The organism is Halomicrococcus pelagicus, from assembly GCF_050954125.1.
Genome location: NZ_JBPBWC010000002.1, coordinates 49,223 through 64,392 on the forward strand (window position 1 = coordinate 49,223; position 15,170 = coordinate 64,392).

Annotated in this window: 12 protein-coding genes; 8 read left to right on the forward strand and 4 right to left on the reverse strand. The window is 68.8% G+C overall.

Annotation, left to right across the window (positions count from 1 at the left end):
- Positions 1–61: 61 nt before the first annotated feature.
- From ACRYA2_RS04955 to ACRYA2_RS04975, 5 genes are all read left to right on the forward strand, one after another.
- Positions 62–1,243: a M24 family metallopeptidase gene (locus tag ACRYA2_RS04955; protein ID WP_433624836.1), complete on the forward strand. Its 1,182-nt coding sequence runs from the start codon at positions 62–64 to the stop codon at positions 1,241–1,243.
- A gap of 94 nt (positions 1,244–1,337) precedes the next feature.
- A complete protein-coding gene (locus ACRYA2_RS04960; protein ID WP_433624838.1) occupies positions 1,338–1,814 on the forward strand; it encodes a hypothetical protein in 477 nt (158 codons plus the stop codon).
- Positions 1,778–6,148: a hypothetical protein gene (locus tag ACRYA2_RS04965; RefSeq protein WP_433624840.1), complete on the forward strand. Its 4,371-nt coding sequence runs from the start codon at positions 1,778–1,780 to the stop codon at positions 6,146–6,148. Before ACRYA2_RS04960 ends, ACRYA2_RS04965 begins: the two co-directional genes overlap by 37 nt.
- Position 6,149: 1 nt before the next feature.
- Positions 6,150–6,710, forward strand: coding sequence for a hypothetical protein (locus tag ACRYA2_RS04970; protein ID WP_433624841.1), 561 nt, complete (start codon positions 6,150–6,152; stop codon positions 6,708–6,710).
- A 65-nt stretch (positions 6,711–6,775) separates the two neighbouring features.
- The gene (locus tag ACRYA2_RS04975) at positions 6,776–7,081 is read left to right on the forward strand and encodes a hypothetical protein (RefSeq protein WP_433624843.1); all 306 of its coding nucleotides are present in this window, start codon (positions 6,776–6,778) and stop codon (positions 7,079–7,081) included.
- 31 nt (positions 7,082–7,112) lie between these two features.
- On the opposite strand, the gene ACRYA2_RS04980 is transcribed toward ACRYA2_RS04975, so the two are convergent.
- Complete coding sequence (locus tag ACRYA2_RS04980) at positions 7,113–9,065, reverse strand: bacterio-opsin activator domain-containing protein (protein WP_433624845.1); 1,953 nt, start codon at positions 9,063–9,065, stop codon at positions 7,113–7,115.
- A gap of 117 nt (positions 9,066–9,182) precedes the next feature.
- Positions 9,183–10,517 carry a sodium:calcium antiporter gene (locus ACRYA2_RS04985; protein ID WP_433624847.1) on the reverse strand — a complete coding sequence of 445 codons (1,335 nt, stop codon included), beginning with the start codon at positions 10,515–10,517 and terminating at the stop codon, positions 9,183–9,185.
- Positions 10,518–10,672: 155 nt separating this feature from the next.
- On the opposite strand from ACRYA2_RS04985, the gene ACRYA2_RS04990 reads away from it, so the two are divergent.
- From ACRYA2_RS04990 to ACRYA2_RS05000, 3 genes are read left to right on the forward strand one after another with little or no spacing between them, the layout of a single operon-like run.
- Positions 10,673–11,470 (forward strand): shikimate dehydrogenase, encoded by a 798-nt coding sequence (locus ACRYA2_RS04990; protein WP_433624849.1) that lies wholly within the window; start codon positions 10,673–10,675, stop codon positions 11,468–11,470.
- Positions 11,471–11,481: 11 nt separating this feature from the next.
- The gene (locus ACRYA2_RS04995) at positions 11,482–12,132 is read left to right on the forward strand and encodes a helix-hairpin-helix domain-containing protein (protein ID WP_433624851.1); all 651 of its coding nucleotides are present in this window, start codon (positions 11,482–11,484) and stop codon (positions 12,130–12,132) included.
- Positions 12,116–13,657, forward strand: a complete 1,542-nt coding sequence (locus ACRYA2_RS05000; protein ID WP_433624853.1) for an anthranilate synthase component I family protein — start codon at positions 12,116–12,118, stop codon at positions 13,655–13,657. The genes ACRYA2_RS04995 and ACRYA2_RS05000 overlap by 17 nt, the downstream gene beginning before the upstream one ends.
- Before the next feature lie 27 nt (positions 13,658–13,684).
- Here the strand turns inward: ACRYA2_RS05000 and ACRYA2_RS05005 are convergent, their stop codons facing one another.
- Together ACRYA2_RS05005 and ACRYA2_RS05010 are read right to left on the reverse strand one after the other, a co-directional pair.
- Positions 13,685–14,536: an aminotransferase class IV gene (locus ACRYA2_RS05005; RefSeq protein WP_433624855.1), complete on the reverse strand. Its 852-nt coding sequence runs from the start codon at positions 14,534–14,536 to the stop codon at positions 13,685–13,687.
- The gene (locus ACRYA2_RS05010; RefSeq protein ID WP_433624857.1) at positions 14,521–15,117 is read right to left on the reverse strand and encodes an anthranilate synthase component II; all 597 of its coding nucleotides are present in this window, start codon (positions 15,115–15,117) and stop codon (positions 14,521–14,523) included. Before ACRYA2_RS05010 ends, ACRYA2_RS05005 begins: the two co-directional genes overlap by 16 nt.
- Between the last annotated feature and the right edge of the window lie 53 nt (positions 15,118–15,170).

Here is a 15,170-nt window from a genome sequence, read left to right on the forward strand (position 1 = left end):
GACGCCGGGCCCGCCTTGCCCCCAGGTGAACCCTTTTGCCCCCGTCGCCGCAAAGGTCGGTATGCCGACACGCGTACCGGATTCGGAGTTCGAGGACCGACTCGCGGCCGTCCGCGGGAAGGTAGACGAAGCGGGAGCCGACGCGGGCGTCTGGTTCGGCGCGACGAGCATCGAGTATCTCACCGGCTTCGACCACATCCAGACCGAACGACCGGTCGTCCTCGCCGTGACCGACGAGCGGTGCGAGGTGACGGTGCCGCGACTGGAGGTCGAACGTGTCCAGACCAACCCGCGCATCGACGCCGTCCACCACTACTTCGACTACCCCGGCGGTCACCCCATCGAGACCGCCGCCGAGATGCTCGCCAGCCTCGACGCCGGGACCGTCGCCGCGGACGCCGACGGCGCACCGGGCGTGATGGGCTACGAGGGACCGTCGCTTTCGGAGTTCGTCGAGGTCGAGCCCCAGTCCTGGGTCGACCGCATGCGGTGGGCGAAGTCCGACGCGGAGGTCGAACTCATCCGCGAGTCGGCGAAGTGGGCCAACCTCGCACACCGCTACCTCGCGGACTACACCGAACCCGGCGAACACCCCGTGACCGCCAGCCAGCGCGCGTCGATGGACGCCTCGCGGGCGATGCTCGACACGCTCGGGGACGAGTACGTCGCGCGCACCCGGGGCGACGGTCCGGTCGGGGCGGGCTACATCACGGGCGAGCAGACCGCACTCCCGCACGGCCACACGGCCAACCGCCGCATCGAGGAGGGCGACGTGCTCGTCACCGGCGCGACGGCGAACGTCGACGGCTACCGCTCGGAGCTGGAGCGGACCATGTTCGTCGGCGAACCGACCGACGAGCAGCGCACCTACTTCGAGCTGATGCTCGAGGCCCAGACCATCGCCATCGACGCTCTCGGGCCGGGCGTTTCCCTCTCGTACGTCGACGAGCAGGTCTGGGAGTACTTCGAGGAGCAGGGCGTCACCGACCTCGCCCAGCATCACGTCGGCCACAACATCGGACTTGGCGGGCACGAACCGCCGTACATCGACCGCGGCTGGGACGAGCACGTCGAACCGGGCGACACCGAGATGGAGTCCGGTCACGTCTACACCATCGAGCCCGGTATCTACACCGACACCTACGGCTACCGCCACTCCGACACCGTCGCAGTCACGGAGGACGGCGCGGAGATGCTCACCTACTTCCCGCGCGACCTGGAGTCCAACGTCGTCCGGCTGTAATCTCGCGATTCTCGACGTCGAGCCGGTCCGCTGCGATTATCACAACTGATTGTCAACGAAGTTTTCATATAAATGTAGTACAGTTTTCTATTTAATGGTTTCAAAGAAAATACAGGTGCTGGCAGTACTGTTGGCAATTACGGTCGTGCTCTCGACGACGAGTGCGGCCGCGGTCACGCCGGAACCGGTGGTCCGACGCGACGCACCGGCCGACGCTGACGGCGATGGCGTCTACGGTGGACAGCCGAACGGACAGGGCGAAGCGGGCGAGAAGAACGCTACCCGCAACGGAAAGAACGGGAACGAACGCGACGAAGCGCAGGGGAAGAAGGGACCTCGGGGCAACGACGGTGACCGGGGTCCGCCAGAGTGGGTTCACGGTAGCGACGGAATGGAGAACCCGGCGAAACGGGGGGGGCCGACCGCGAGTGCGGGAACTGTGCCAAGCAGAAGCGTGGCTGCGGTGGGGGCCCGCCAGCCCACGCGAACGCCGGCGAGCGGTCCTCGAAACCACGCGACTGCAAGGGGAAGCCGGTGTTCGACGGGAGCGTCTACGTCGACACCAACCTGAGTGCGGCCGAACTCCGCGCCGCCGCATGGACGGCGCTCGCCGACGCGAACCCCTCGGCGGGGCCGGGGAAGAAGACGATCAGCGACGAGCGGCGTCGCGAACTCCGCGAATTACTCGACTATTCCTTCAAGAACTTCGTCGACGTGAACCGGGTCAACGCCAGCCGCGTGTTCGAGGTCGACCACGAGGTCGCTGCCGCGACCGGCAAGCACGCCCCGAACGTCACGGCCCACCTCGTCGTCGCCGACCAGAAACTGGCCGAGACCGCGACCGCGGACGCCGAGTCGGTGTTCGACCGGCTGGTCGAGAACAACGTCTCGTTCAACGAGACCGCCGCGCGCGACCACATCCGGAAGGCGAACGCGGCCATCGAGCAGGCCGAGCACGTCCGGGACGCCTCTCCGAACCCCGTGGCGGCGACGACTCACTACCGCCGGGCGTGGTCGCACGCCCAGCGCGCGCTCGACATCGCGGACGCCGGCACCGACCCGCGGGTCGTGCTGGCCAGTCGACGGGACCCGAAACACGACGGTCCGATCAACTACACCGTCCAGGGGCGACTGTTCGACGTTCGCGCCTACCAACTGGAGTCGGTCACCGTCACCGTCGACGGCGACGAGCGACGAGTGCCGGTCGTGCTGAAGAACTCGACGCCCGGGACCAGCGCGGCGTTCACCGCCGAGACGACGCTCCGCGACGACGTCAACAACGTCACCGTCACCGTCACGGACACCGGGGAGTCGCTGTCGAACCTCTCTGACTCGTTCGAACAGAGTTCGACGACGGCGACGCTGAAGCTCGACGCCGACGGACTCTCGGACCACTACGAGGAGAACGTCACCTCGACGGACCCGCTCGACCCCGACTCGGACGGCGACGGCGTCCTCGACGGCGAGGAGACGTATACCACGACGGCGACGAACGAATCGGTGGGCGCGCGCGTGTCGGTCACCGGTCAGGGTAACGTCGCGGGCGCGGTGACGGTCGAGAACGAGTCGCGCGGGCTTCGACAACTCGTTCGTCGACGGGGCGCGAGCGTCGGAGGTCGTCACGGTTCGCTCGGAGCAGGCGCTGTCCCGGGCGACGTGACGCTCTCGTACGACGAGTCGCGGGTCGAAAACGAGTCCGCGCTGGCCGCGTTCGTCTACGACGACGCGACGCGGCGGTTCGTCAAGCTCCCCTCGACCGTGAACGCCGAGGAGAACACCGTGCGCGCGAAGGTGACCCAGCGCGGCGAGTACGTCGTCATGTCCGTCCCGAAGTGGGCCGGAAACTTCCGCGAGGAGGTGCCCGAAACGACCGTCGACAAGGAGACGTTCGACCCGCCGGGGACAGAGTGTGACGGTATCTGTCGCTCCGACGGCGAGTCGGTGACGGTCGGCGTGACGAGCGGGGCCAGCACGTTCGGCGTCCGGTCGCTCGAACCCGTCAACGGCGGGGGCGAGACCGGCGGGGACGCGAACGACGGCGTCACCGTCGACGGTACGACGTACCGGAACGGCCCAGTCACGTTCAGCCCGTCGGAGTCGGGCCGTCTCGGGGCGCAGTCGACGGACGCTAACGACGAGTGGGCGACGATGACGTTCGCGTCCCCGCACCTGAGCGACGCCGGGGACATCGACTTCCAGGGCGTCGTCTCCCTGTACGCGAAGGAGAACTCCTCCGCGCGCGTCGTCGTGGTCGACGACGGCAACGTGGACGTCATCTCCAGCGTCGGCGAGAACCAGGACGTCGACCGCCGGAAGGTCCACGAGGACCTCACGGAGTACGCCGGCGAGAGCGTCGAGCTCCAGCTCCAGGTCAAGGGCAGCGGCGGCGCGACGGTTCACGGCTGGGAGATAATCGAGGACACCGACGGTGACGGCACGCCCGACGAGGCCGACCTCTGTACGGTGACGCCGGGCCATCAGGACAACGGCTGTCCGCCGTCGTCGCTGCCGGTGGTCTCCATGCAGTTCGATCACGACGTCGACACGCTCGAAGTCAAGGCGGACGTCTCCTCTGTCGTCGAAACCTCGGATTCGAAGGTCGTCTTCGAGCGCATCGGCCCGCCGAAAGACGGGCGCAACTTCCGGGACCCGGTCCACCGTTCGACGCTGTACGAACACGCCTCGACGGGACGGGACAGCGCCATCGTCACGGACACGGTCCGGGACATCGAGGCTGGCGAGACGGTGACGCTCCGGCTCCGGGCCGAGGGGACCGCGAAGATACGGCTCAGCTCGTTCGAAATCCGGAAGGACCGCGACGGCGACGGCCTCACCGACCGCGTCGAACGTCACTGCCTGGAGACGAACCGGTACGGCTGCGTAAACACCAACATCAGTGTCGCCGACACCGACGACGACGGCCGAAGCGACAGCGAGGAGGTCGGCGAGCAGAAAGTCGACCGGATCGGCAGCAACTTCACGGTGTACTACGAGCCCAACAGTCACCCGGACGACCCGGACACCGACGACGGGCTGGAGGACGGCACCGAGGCCGACGGCTGGGACGTCGACGTCGTCAACAGGTCGGGCGAGCCGTACCGGTACGCAGCCAACGGCGACGGGAACGGCGAGATGACCGTCTCCTCGGACCCGCAGCAGGTGGACACCGACTACGACGGCGCGGACGACTACGCCGAGAAGACGAACCTGAAGACGGACCCGCGCGAGGACGTCACCTACGCCATCACCGAGACCCACGAGCAGGAAATCGCCCAGGAGCTCTACGACGAGTACGCGTCGACGACCAGAGGCCGGCGTTACCTGGCGGACGACATCAGGCGGCTCGGCCTGCTCGAGGGCCGCAGCGTCTCGGACTTCGACGAACTGCAACTGAACGACTCGACGGACGACTTCGACTTCGTCCGCGCGGACGACGGTAGCTTCGTGTTCCGCGCCATCGACGACGAACGGCGGACCGACACGTGGCTGTCGAACGGCGAGGAGGTCGACTGCGACCTCGGAGCCTGGGACCCCGACACGGACGACGATGGTCTGACCGACGGTCAGGAGGCCAGGTGGCTGACGCACGCGAGTCGGGACTCGGTGTGGTCGCTCTCGTACGACGAGCGCAACGACGAGGACTGCGGTTGGAACGGCTGCGACCACGAGTTCCCGACGGAGCCGGACGCCGCCGACTCCGACGGCGACGGCTACTGGGACGGCTGGATCGGCGTCCACAGCGTCGGTAACTCCAGCAACGTCGTTCTCTACATGGACAACCGCCGGTCCGGCACCGGCATCGAGGGCGACGAGATCGTCCAGGAGCAGACCGGCGTCCACGAGATCGACGACCGGGACCTCGGTGCGTACATCCAGTCGCCACCCACCAGCAACGACCCCACCCCCGACCAGGACCAGAAGTACCACTCGAACGTCCACGTCGGCGAACTCCACTGGAACCAGAACGGCCTGTCGGGCGACCCCGACGACCGGTCCGTCGCGCCGAATCCGACGCTCCCGGTCGAGGCCGACTACGTCAACAACACCAACTGGCCCGGTAACGGCGACCCGTCCGCCATCCGGAACGCGAACGGCGTCGACCTGAAGACGGCCATCTCGTACAACTACAAGCTGTACGGCATCGACGTCGAGTTCCAGTCGTACGACGAGGAGATACAGCGCGACGACCTCCGGGACGTCTGCCGGGGCGCTCACCAGAAGACGACGGACACGTACTGGGTGCGCTGTACCGCCGCGACGATGCCGGACACCGAGAAGCTCTACGTCACCCCCGACTCGTTCAACCGGAACGAGCTGATCAAGATAGAGAGCGAGTATCACGACGACGACAGCCGTCTCCACATGCTCTGGGGGACGGAACTCGGTAACGACCGGCCGAAGACGCTCGTCGACGACAACACGGACTACGTCCGGAAGAACTTCCGGGCGACCGGCATGGCGTGGCACACCGGGTCACCGCGCGCGCACAACGTCGACATCGTCGAGTACACCGACTTCGGGGTCATGATCGGCCGGGACACGTTCTCGCCGAGCCAGTTCCAGGACCTCCAGTCCATCGGTATGCACGAACTCGGCCACTCGCTGAGCGTCGGCTGGCGCGACGACACGAACCCGCCGTTCACCTTCGGGGATGTCGCCGCGCCGAAGGCGTACGAGGTTTACAGCGGGAACCGTGACGACCCCGACGTCGCCGGAGGGCTGGACCCGACGCCGGAGACCGTCGTGCTCGGCGGGCACGACCGCGAGTGGAGCGTGATGAAATCCGGGACGGCGGACGACTCCACTCAGTACACCGGCACGTCGGCGAAGTTCCCGGTGTTGCTGTTCAGCATCGAAGAGCTGTCGACCGTGGACTTCGAGCACGTCCCCTCGAAAACCGAGTGAGATGAATCGGCGTCGCCTCCTGCGCGCTTCGACGGTCGCTCTCGCAGGCGGCGTGGCCGCTCTCGCCGGGTGCGCGGACCCCTCCCACTCCGGCGAGGCGACCGACGGCGGCCACACCAGGGTGATGAGCCTCTCCCCGACCGTCCGGAAGACGGCCGACGGCTGGAGGCTAGAGGTGATAGTCGAGAACGAGCACAACTGGGACACCTCCTTCCACGACGTGCGGGTGCTCGCGTTCGCCGCGGACGGGACCGAACTCTGTGAGGCCGACGTCGGCGACCTCGTCGCGCCCGGCGGCGACAGCCGTACGGTCGAGACGACCTGCTCGGCGTTCCCGGCCATCGTCACGGCGACCGCCCGCGAGACGCCGTGCGAGGACGCGCTGATACCGGTCGACCGGTGGGTCGGGACCGACGCCCAGCGCACGAGAACCGTCACGCCCGGAAACGTGGTCTGGGAGGACACGTACCGGAAGTGCGGCGAGAGAGTACCGCCGAAGCGGGTACTCGACGAGACCGACGGCGGACGGCGTGCGACGTCGACCGACGACGACGGTGGATGAACCGTCGGCCCGTGGAGACGCTCTCGGCCAGCACCGTCAACTGACCCCCGGTCGTACCCCGCACCATGCTCCGGAACCGCCACGGGAGCGCGGTCGACCCCGTTCCGTTCTTCGTCGTCGCGGGACTCGGACTGCTCGTCAGCTTCGCCGTCTTCCCGCCGACGCTCGCCGGACTCGGCGTCGCGATTCCGCAGGCGTTCGCGCTCTCGACGTGGGGGTTCGCCGCGGTCGCCGCCGGAACCTACTACTATCTCGTCTGGACCGCCCTCCCCGGCGCGCACGGCGCGACCGACCAGCTCGTCGGCGTCGGCTACGGCATCGTAGCGGTGGTGGCGCTGCTCGCGGCGCTGTCGCTCGCGGCGACACACTGACGCGGGAGCGTCGTCGCCGTCGAACCCAGAGTCAGTCGAAGACGGCTCCCAGCAGTTCGTCCTGGGCTTTCCGGAGGTGGTAGTGTAGCGTCGCGGAGGCGATGTCGAGCGACTCGGCTATCTCCTCGGCCGTGCTGCCCCGGGGCCAGTCGTAGTACCCCGCGAAGTAGGCCGTCCGGAGCACCATCTCCTGTCGGTCGGTGAGAGGGTCGGTCAGCGACTGCCGGAACTCATGGGCCGTCTGGATGGGGCGGTCGACGGTGCGTTTGCCGACGAGTTCCGACTCGGCGTACGCCGACTGGAACGTGTCAACGATGGCGCGCACGTCGGCCTCCTGCGGGACCTCCGCGAGGAGGCGAACCTCGCCGCTCGTCGCCGTCGCCGACTGGACCACCGCGCCGGCTTCCACCAGTCGCTTCACCGTCGAGGCCGACATCACGACTTCGAGCACGCAGTCTCCGTCGTCCTCGTCGGAGATGAGCCGACACTCCTCGACCGGGTCAGCGTCCGTCATCGCTTCGGTCACCCGCCGCGACGACGCGTCCGCCACGCGGACGTAGTGCAACAGGTGCCCTTCCGGGGCGGGCACCAGCCCCTGGAGGTGGCAGGTGCAGTTCAGTCGCTCGGCGATATCGAGGAGCACCCCGCCGGAGTCGGTGACCCGGAGCTCCAGTTCGACCGCCGTGTCCGACAGCAGGAGTTTGCGGTTCTTCGCGGCGTTGATGGCGAACCCGATGGTCCCGCCGAGTATCTCGAACGCCGACTGCGCGCGCTCGCTGAACACGCCGGCCCGAGTCGAGACGAGCGACAGCGAGCCGTAGACGGTGTTGCCGTACGACAGCGGGATAGAGATGCCCGACTCGATGTCGCGGTCAAGCGCCTCCTCCCGAAACGCACCGGTCAGCAGCGTGGACTCCGCGACGTTCTGGACGACCTGTATCTCGCCCGTCTCCATCGACCGGGTCGCCGGGTCACCTCCGATCGCGTTGCCGAGGTCGACCAGCTTGTCGAGATATCCGTCGATCTCGCCGGCCCGCGCTCGCGGGGAGAGCCCCTGGCGGTTCATCTCGTTTTCGTCCGTCCACGCGAGTTCGTAGAGTCCCGAGGCGACCAGCCGGTCGCACACCATCTGCTCTATCTCCTCGCGGGTCGCCGCCTGGACGAGTCCGTGAACGACGTCCTGGATGACCTTGTTTATCTGGTTCAGCGTCTCGAGTTCGTCGTGCTGGCGTTCGAGACGACGTTCGCGCTCCCGGCGGTCGGTCACGTCGCGGGCGACCCAGACGACCATCTCCTTGCCCTCGACGGCCCGCCCGAGCGGGGTCGTCCGCGCCTCGAACCAGTGCTCGCCGTCGTCGAGTTCGACGGGGTACTCCATCGTCTCGACGCCGCCGGAGGCGAGCGTCGCGTGGATGTGGTCGAGAAAACGGTCGGCCATTCCGTCGGGAAACTGGTCGTGGAGGTTCGTGCCGGCGAGTTCCGCCGGGTCGTCGACCGTGAGCGCGGCGGTGTTCGGCCCGACGAGCAGTTCGCGGTAGTAGCCGTCCTCGTCGAGCAGGAAGGCGACGTCCGGAAAGGCGGTCGTGAGCGCCTGGATGCGGTCGTCCTCGGGGGGCTGGCTCTCGACCGCCGCCATGATTCGGTCGCGGAGCACGTTCGGGTCGTCGACGGTCGACGCCGGAAGGTAGTCGGTCACGTTCGCGGCGACGGCCTCGCTGGCGACGCGCTCGCTGCCCGCGGCCGTCAACAGGACGAACGGGAGGTCCGGATGCGTCTCGCGCACCGATTCCAGCAGCGAGACCCCGTCGTCGTCAGGCAACTCGTAGTTGGCGACGACGCAGTCGACTGGCTCGTCCTCGATGCGGTCTCTGGCCTCGGCGGCGGTGTCGACGCCGCGGACCGTCACGTCCTCGCAGGCGTCCGCGAAGTCGGACGCGTACGCCGTCTGGTCCTCGACGAGGAGGACGACGGCCGTCTCAGGCATGGTCGTGGAGAGCGCGGACGGTCGTGCTACGCTCTAGCATCTCAACTGAGGCGACGAATCCCAGTCCCAAAACGGTTTGCGTTACCACGGACCAGCGCGGTCGGATAGGGGGCGCGGTCAGTCTGCGGGCTGGCTCGCGCTGCCCCCGATGGCGTCGCGTGCGGTGTCGACCGTCCGACCGAGGAGGTTCCGGAGTTCCTCGCGCCGGCTGACGAACAGCCAGAGGGCGAGAGCCATGTAGACCACCGTATACGCGTAGAGGATGAGGAGGCTCAGTTCGGCCGCCTGCGGTTCCGCGAGGGTCTGTATCACGACGAACTCGGCACCGACCTGCGTGACGAAGAGGACGAGCAGGGCCACCGCTTCGCGGACGCTGATGCTGAAGTTCGTCAGGATGGCGATGGCGAAGAAGCTCTGGGCCGCGGTAATCCATATCTCCGCGGCCTGCTTCTCGTCGAAGGGGAGCGTCCCGACCTGCCCCAGGGCGATGCTGTAGACGACCGCGAGCGTGCCGATGAGAAGCGTCCACTGGTTGAGCTTCGAGGAGATGAGCGCGTTGAACCCGGCCGTCGAGCGCGCCTTGTTCACGAGGTAGGCGACGACGATGAGTTCCGGGCTCTCGCTGGCCAGCGGCGCTATCCACTGAATCATGAAGAACGCCGGGATGCCGATGGCCTTGCCGAGCGTCTCCAGTCCGTGCGCGAACGGGTGGACGGCGGTGTAGATCATCGCACCGGAGTAGACGAACAGCAGGAGGACGACGGAGACGCGGGGACCGCGGGACCACGACTGGAAGTAGGCAGGGACGCCGACGTGTTCCTCCGTCTCCCCAGCCTCGCCCCGGATGATGATGGCGATGTAGGTAACGTACAGTCCGACGAGGATGAGCGTGTCCGTGACACCGATACCGTCGCCGAGCGGAACGAAGAAGGCGTAGGTGGTGGCGGCGAGCAGGAACGCGATCTCGGTCGCGATGTCCCGGTCGAGCTTGACCTTGCCCTTCAGAAATCCGGAGGCCTTCTCGACCGCCGGGTCGACGTCGCTGCGCGAGCGATAGACGGTGAACAGGGCGATGCCGGACCAGCCGAGACCGATGAGGATGCGGTTCGCGCCGGTCATGTTCGCGACCGCGAGGTTCGCGGCTTCGGCACCGCGAGCGGTGCCGGCGTTCGCCCCGGCGGTCCACGCGTACAGCGCGTCGACCGCGTACTCGGGGGCGACCGCGAGCACGGCCAGCACCGCCAGCGCGAACGCTCGGGGGACGTCCTCCTCGGCGGTCTCGGCCCCCCACGCGAGCATGAACGACGCGCCCAGGACGGCTAATCCGGAGATAGCCACCGTCATGAGCGGGCTCATCGAGTGCGCAGAACCGGTGAGGTAGGTGCCGACCCACGGTAGCGTGAGCAACGCCGCTACCGCGACCGCAACCAATGGATGGCGGAGTTGTGACATTGAGATTCTACCGGCAGTAGCCGTCCCCCCTAAGTAGTTCTTGCGTTACCTGTTAGGTGTCTCGAAACGCGGTACGTCGGTCCGGTGGACCGCGTGTGGCCACCCGTCGACCGACTTCCACAGCCGTTATCGAACCCCGGACGCTACGCGTTCGTATGGACGTGTACGGACTGATGGGTAACCCTGTCGGCCACTCGCTGTCACCGCCGATGCACGAGGCGGCCTACGACGAACTCGACGTCGACGCCCGCTACGTCACCTTCGAACCGGACGACGCGGGCGCGGCAATCGAAGCCGCACGGACGCTCGGCGTCCGCGGACTGAACGTCACGATTCCGTTCAAGGAGGACGCGCTGGCTCACGTCGAACCGGACGACCTCGCCGCCAGAATCAGCGCGGTCAACACCATCGACTTCCGGGACGACGCCGCCCCGACCGGCCACAACACCGACGCCGAGGGCGTCCGGCGGTCGTTCGAGCGCCACGACGTCGCGCTCGACGGTCGGACGGCGGTCGTCGTCGGGGCCGGCGGGGCCGCACGCGCCGCCGCGTTCGCGCTGTCCGACGCGGGCGCGACGGTCCGAATCGCCAACCGCACCGTCTCGCGCGCCCAGTCGCTCGCGGACGACGTGCCGGGCGCGACCGCGGACGGCCTCGACGCGCTGGCCGACCTGCTGGCCGACGCCGACGCGCTCGTCAACGCGACCAGCGTCGGGATGGAGGAGGACCGCTCGCCCGTCCCGAAGGGCGCGCTCCACGGCGACCTCGCGGTGCTGGACGCCGTCTACCGCCCCGTCGAGACGCGCCTGCTGCGCGAGGCGGCCGAGTGCGGGGCGACGACCATCGACGGTGCGTGGATGCTCCTCTATCAGGGAGTCGCCGCGTTCGAACTGTGGACGGGGCAGTCGGCCCCCGTCGAGCGCATGAACGCCGTCCTGCGAAGACGGCTTTAAGTGGAGGGGCTATGTACTGTTTCATAATGGGGCTTATCACCAGGCTGAAATCGTTGCTCGGACTGGAGGAGGAGGACCGGTCGCAGATGAGTTCGCACGAGTCCGGCGTCACGATAGAGCGAGAGCCGGGCGAGGCGAGCGAACAACCCGACGCGGCGACCGAGCGGGCGGTCAAGACGACCGAGAAGCCGGAGAGCGCCGGCGAACCGGAACGCGAGGGGATGGAGACCGACGAGACGGAATCCGACGACGAGTCGGCCGTCACCGGCGTCTCGACCGAGGACGTCGCCGTCGAGGGAGAAGCGACCGAACACATCGAGGAAGCCGAATCCGAGGCAGAGAAACCGGAGTCCGCGGCAGAACCCGCGGAGGCGACCGGTCCGACGACGGACGCGGCACAGCCAGAACAGACGGAAGCGACCGAACCGGAGCCGACCCCGACCGAAGAGCAGGAGGAACAGGGGGCCGAGGAACCGGACGTCGAGGAGCGGCCGCTGGAGGACGTGAAGGGCATCGGTCCCGCCTACGCCGAGCGCCTGCGCAGGACGGGCGTCGAGAACACGGTCGACCTCGCCGCCGCCGACCCCGAGGAGATCGCCGACGAGACCGACCTCTCGCCCAAGCGCATCGAAGGCTGGATAGAGCGTGCGAAGTCGCTCTGACCCCTCGGTTCACACGTCGCGGACGGCGTTCCGGGAGACGGCCGGGACCGCGCCGCCGGACGCGCGCGTCCCCGTCGAGGTCCGAGTCGACGTAGACGACCCGTTCCGCGCCTACCGGCGTGCGCGAGACGGTCGTGGCGGCGTCTATCTCGCCACGACCGGCGGCCAACCGGGCTGGGGGTACTTCGGGGTCGAACCGGTCCAGCGGTTGCAGGCCCGTCCGGGCGCAGAGTCGCTCGCGTCCGCCGCGGACGCTGATGAGGACGCGGAACGGGCCACGCCGGGGCCGAGCCTCGCGGCGCTCGCCGGCCTGCTCGACGAACAGACGCTCGCGCGGGGCGACTGCGACGTTCCCTACCCCTGCGGACTCTTCGGCTGGCTCTCCTACGACCTCGCGCGGGAACTCGAGTCGCTGCCCGACGCCGACGACGACGACCGCAGCCTGCCGCGACTGCAGTTCGGCCTCTACGACTGCGTCGCCGCGTGGGGGGCGAGCGACCACGAGACGCAGGGCGACACCACCCTCCGGGTGACCGCCTGCCCGCGACTCGACGAGTTCGCCGACCCCGACGCCGCGTACGAGCGCGGTCGCGAACGGGCGCTGGCGCTCGCCCGCGCGGCGGTCGACGGTAACCCCGACGTCGGCGCCCCTCCGACGGACGAACGCGGCGCGTTCGAGAGCGACTGTGGGAAGGCGGCGTTCGCCGACCGCGTCCGGGCGGTCCGGGAGTACGTCCGCGACGGCGAGACGTTCCAGGCGAACGTCTCCCAGCGCCTCGAAGCACCCGCGAGCGTCCACCCGGTCGCGGCGTTCGACGCGTTGCGAACGGTCAACCCCGCACCGTACTCCGCACTGCTCGAGTTCCCGGGCGTCGACCTCGTCGGCGCCAGCCCCGAACTGCTGCTCGACGTCGACGGCGACCGACTGGTCACGGAACCCATCGCGGGCACGTGCCCGCGCGGTGAAACCGCCGAGGCGGACGCCGAACTGGAGCGGGACCTGCGCAACGACGAGAAGGAGCGCGCCGAGCACGCGATGCTCGTCGACCTCGAACGCAACGACCTCGGGAAGGTCGCGGAGTACGGCAGCGTCGCCGTCTCGGACTACCGGCGCGTCGACCGCTACTCCGAGGTGATGCATCTCGTCTCGGAGGTGCGGGCCCGGCGCAGGCCGGACGTGTCCGTCCCCGAGGCCATCGCCGCCGTCTTTCCCGGCGGCACCGTCACGGGCGCTCCGAAACCCCGGACGATGGGCATCATCGACGAACTCGAAGCCACCCGGCGCGGCCCCTACACCGGTAGCGTCGGCGTGCTCGGCTTCGACGACCGCGCGACCCTGAACATCGTCATCCGGACGCTGGTGCGCCACGGCGACGAGTACCACCTCCGGGTCGGGGCCGGCGTCGTCCACGACTCGGTGCCCGAACGCGAACGCGAGGAGACCCTGGACAAGGCCCGCGCGCTCGTCGAGAGCGTCGACGTCGCGCTGGACGCCGAGGGCGACCGCGGGTTCTCCGTCGAGTGATTCTGTTCGCCTCCGAGAGACGACGCCTCAGTAGTGACGGCGTTCGACGCGTTCGTCGAACGCTCCCGCGAGACGGTCGGTCACCGGTCCCGCGCCGAGTTCCGCGCCGTCGAGGCGCGCGAGCGGCCGCAGCTCCCAGGTGGAGTTCGTCAGGAACGCCTCGTCGGCGTCGCGGACCGCGTCCGGGGAGTACGTGCCCGTCTCGGTCGGAATCCCGGCGTCGGCGGCGAGTTCGAGGACGACCCGGCGCGTGATGCCCGGCAGGACGGGGCCGTCGAGACTCGGCGTCTTCAGCACGCCGTCGCGGACGAAAAAGAGGTTGCTCGTCGCGCCCTCCGCGATCGCGCCCTCGGCGTCGAGCGTCACGGCCTCGTCGGCGTCGGCGTCCAGACGAGCGAGGATGCCGTTCAGGTAGTTGTGCGTCTTCGCGCTCGCGGGGAGCGCCGCGTCCGGGACGCGCCGGGTCTCGACCACCTCGGCGGTCGCAGGGGCGTCCCACACCGACTCGCCCGCGACCCCGCCCCGAGGGAGGTCGGAGACGTACACGACGACGGTCGGGTCCTCGACGGGGCCCGGCGAGAGCTTCCCGGGCTGGACGCCCCGGGAGATGGAGAGTTTGACGTAGGCGTCCTCCATGTCGTTCGCGGCCAGCGTCTCGTCGACGCGAGCGCGCAGGTCGGCCTCGGGGACGCCGTGGTCGAGCGCGAGCGCGTCGCAGGTCGACCGGAGTCGGTCGGCGTGGGCGTCCCACTCGAAGGGGTCGCCGCCGTACGCGCGCAGCGTCTCGAACGCCGCGTCGCCGTACATGAACCCGCGGTCGCGGACGGAGACGGTCGCCTCCGCCGCCGGGACGAGGTCGCCGTTCACGTGGAAGTACATGGTCCTCCGGCGTCGCCGGCCAGTTCGCAGAAGTTCCGTACGAGTCGCTTGCCCGCGTCGGTGAGGATGCTCTCGGGGTGGAACTGCACGCCGACCTGCGGCTTCTCCGCGTGGCGCACGCCCATGAGGACGCTGCGCTCGTCGGCGGTGCGGGCCGTCTCGACCAGTTCCGCCGGGAGGTCGTCGCGCTCGACCGACAGCGAGTGGTACCGCCCGACCGCGAACTCCTCGGGGAGGCCGGCGAAGACGCCCCGGCCGTCGTGGGAGACCGTCGAGGGCTTGCCGTGGACCACCTCGGGGGCGTGTCGGACGGCCGCGCCGTGGGCCGCACAGAGCGCCTGGTGGCCGAGACAGACCCCGAGAGCGGGATACCTCGTCTCGGCGAAGACCGGGACCGAGACGCCGGCATCCGCGGGCGTTCCGGGCCCTGGCGAGACGACGACGCCGTCCGGGTCGAGGTCCCGAATCTCCGGCACCGAGACGGCGTCGTTGCGCCGGACGACCACCTCGTCGGCGAACTCGCCGACGTACTGGACGAGGTTGTAGGCGAACGAGTCGTAGTTGTCGATGACGAGTATCATCCGAAATCAGCGACGTAGTCGCACGTTCGACCGCGAGTTGGAAGCGCGAGCGC

Coding starts and splice junctions, on each gene's coding strand:
- ACRYA2_RS04970 (WP_433624841.1), top strand. CDS start 6,150: ATGAATCGGCGTCGCCTCCTGCGCGCTTCGACGGTCGCTCTCGCAGGC.
- ACRYA2_RS04960 (WP_433624838.1), top strand. CDS start 1,338: ATGGTTTCAAAGAAAATACAGGTGCTGGCAGTACTGTTGGCAATTACG.
- ACRYA2_RS04995 (WP_433624851.1), top strand. CDS start 11,482: ATGTACTGTTTCATAATGGGGCTTATCACCAGGCTGAAATCGTTGCTC.
- ACRYA2_RS04990 (WP_433624849.1), top strand. CDS start 10,673: ATGGACGTGTACGGACTGATGGGTAACCCTGTCGGCCACTCGCTGTCA.
- ACRYA2_RS04975 (WP_433624843.1), top strand. CDS start 6,776: ATGCTCCGGAACCGCCACGGGAGCGCGGTCGACCCCGTTCCGTTCTTC.
- ACRYA2_RS04955 (WP_433624836.1), top strand. CDS start 62: ATGCCGACACGCGTACCGGATTCGGAGTTCGAGGACCGACTCGCGGCC.
- ACRYA2_RS05005 (WP_433624855.1), bottom strand. CDS start 14,536: ATGTACTTCCACGTGAACGGCGACCTCGTCCCGGCGGCGGAGGCGACC.
- ACRYA2_RS04980 (WP_433624845.1), bottom strand. CDS start 9,065: ATGCCTGAGACGGCCGTCGTCCTCCTCGTCGAGGACCAGACGGCGTAC.
- ACRYA2_RS05010 (WP_433624857.1), bottom strand. CDS start 15,117: ATGATACTCGTCATCGACAACTACGACTCGTTCGCCTACAACCTCGTC.
- ACRYA2_RS04985 (WP_433624847.1), bottom strand. CDS start 10,517: ATGTCACAACTCCGCCATCCATTGGTTGCGGTCGCGGTAGCGGCGTTG.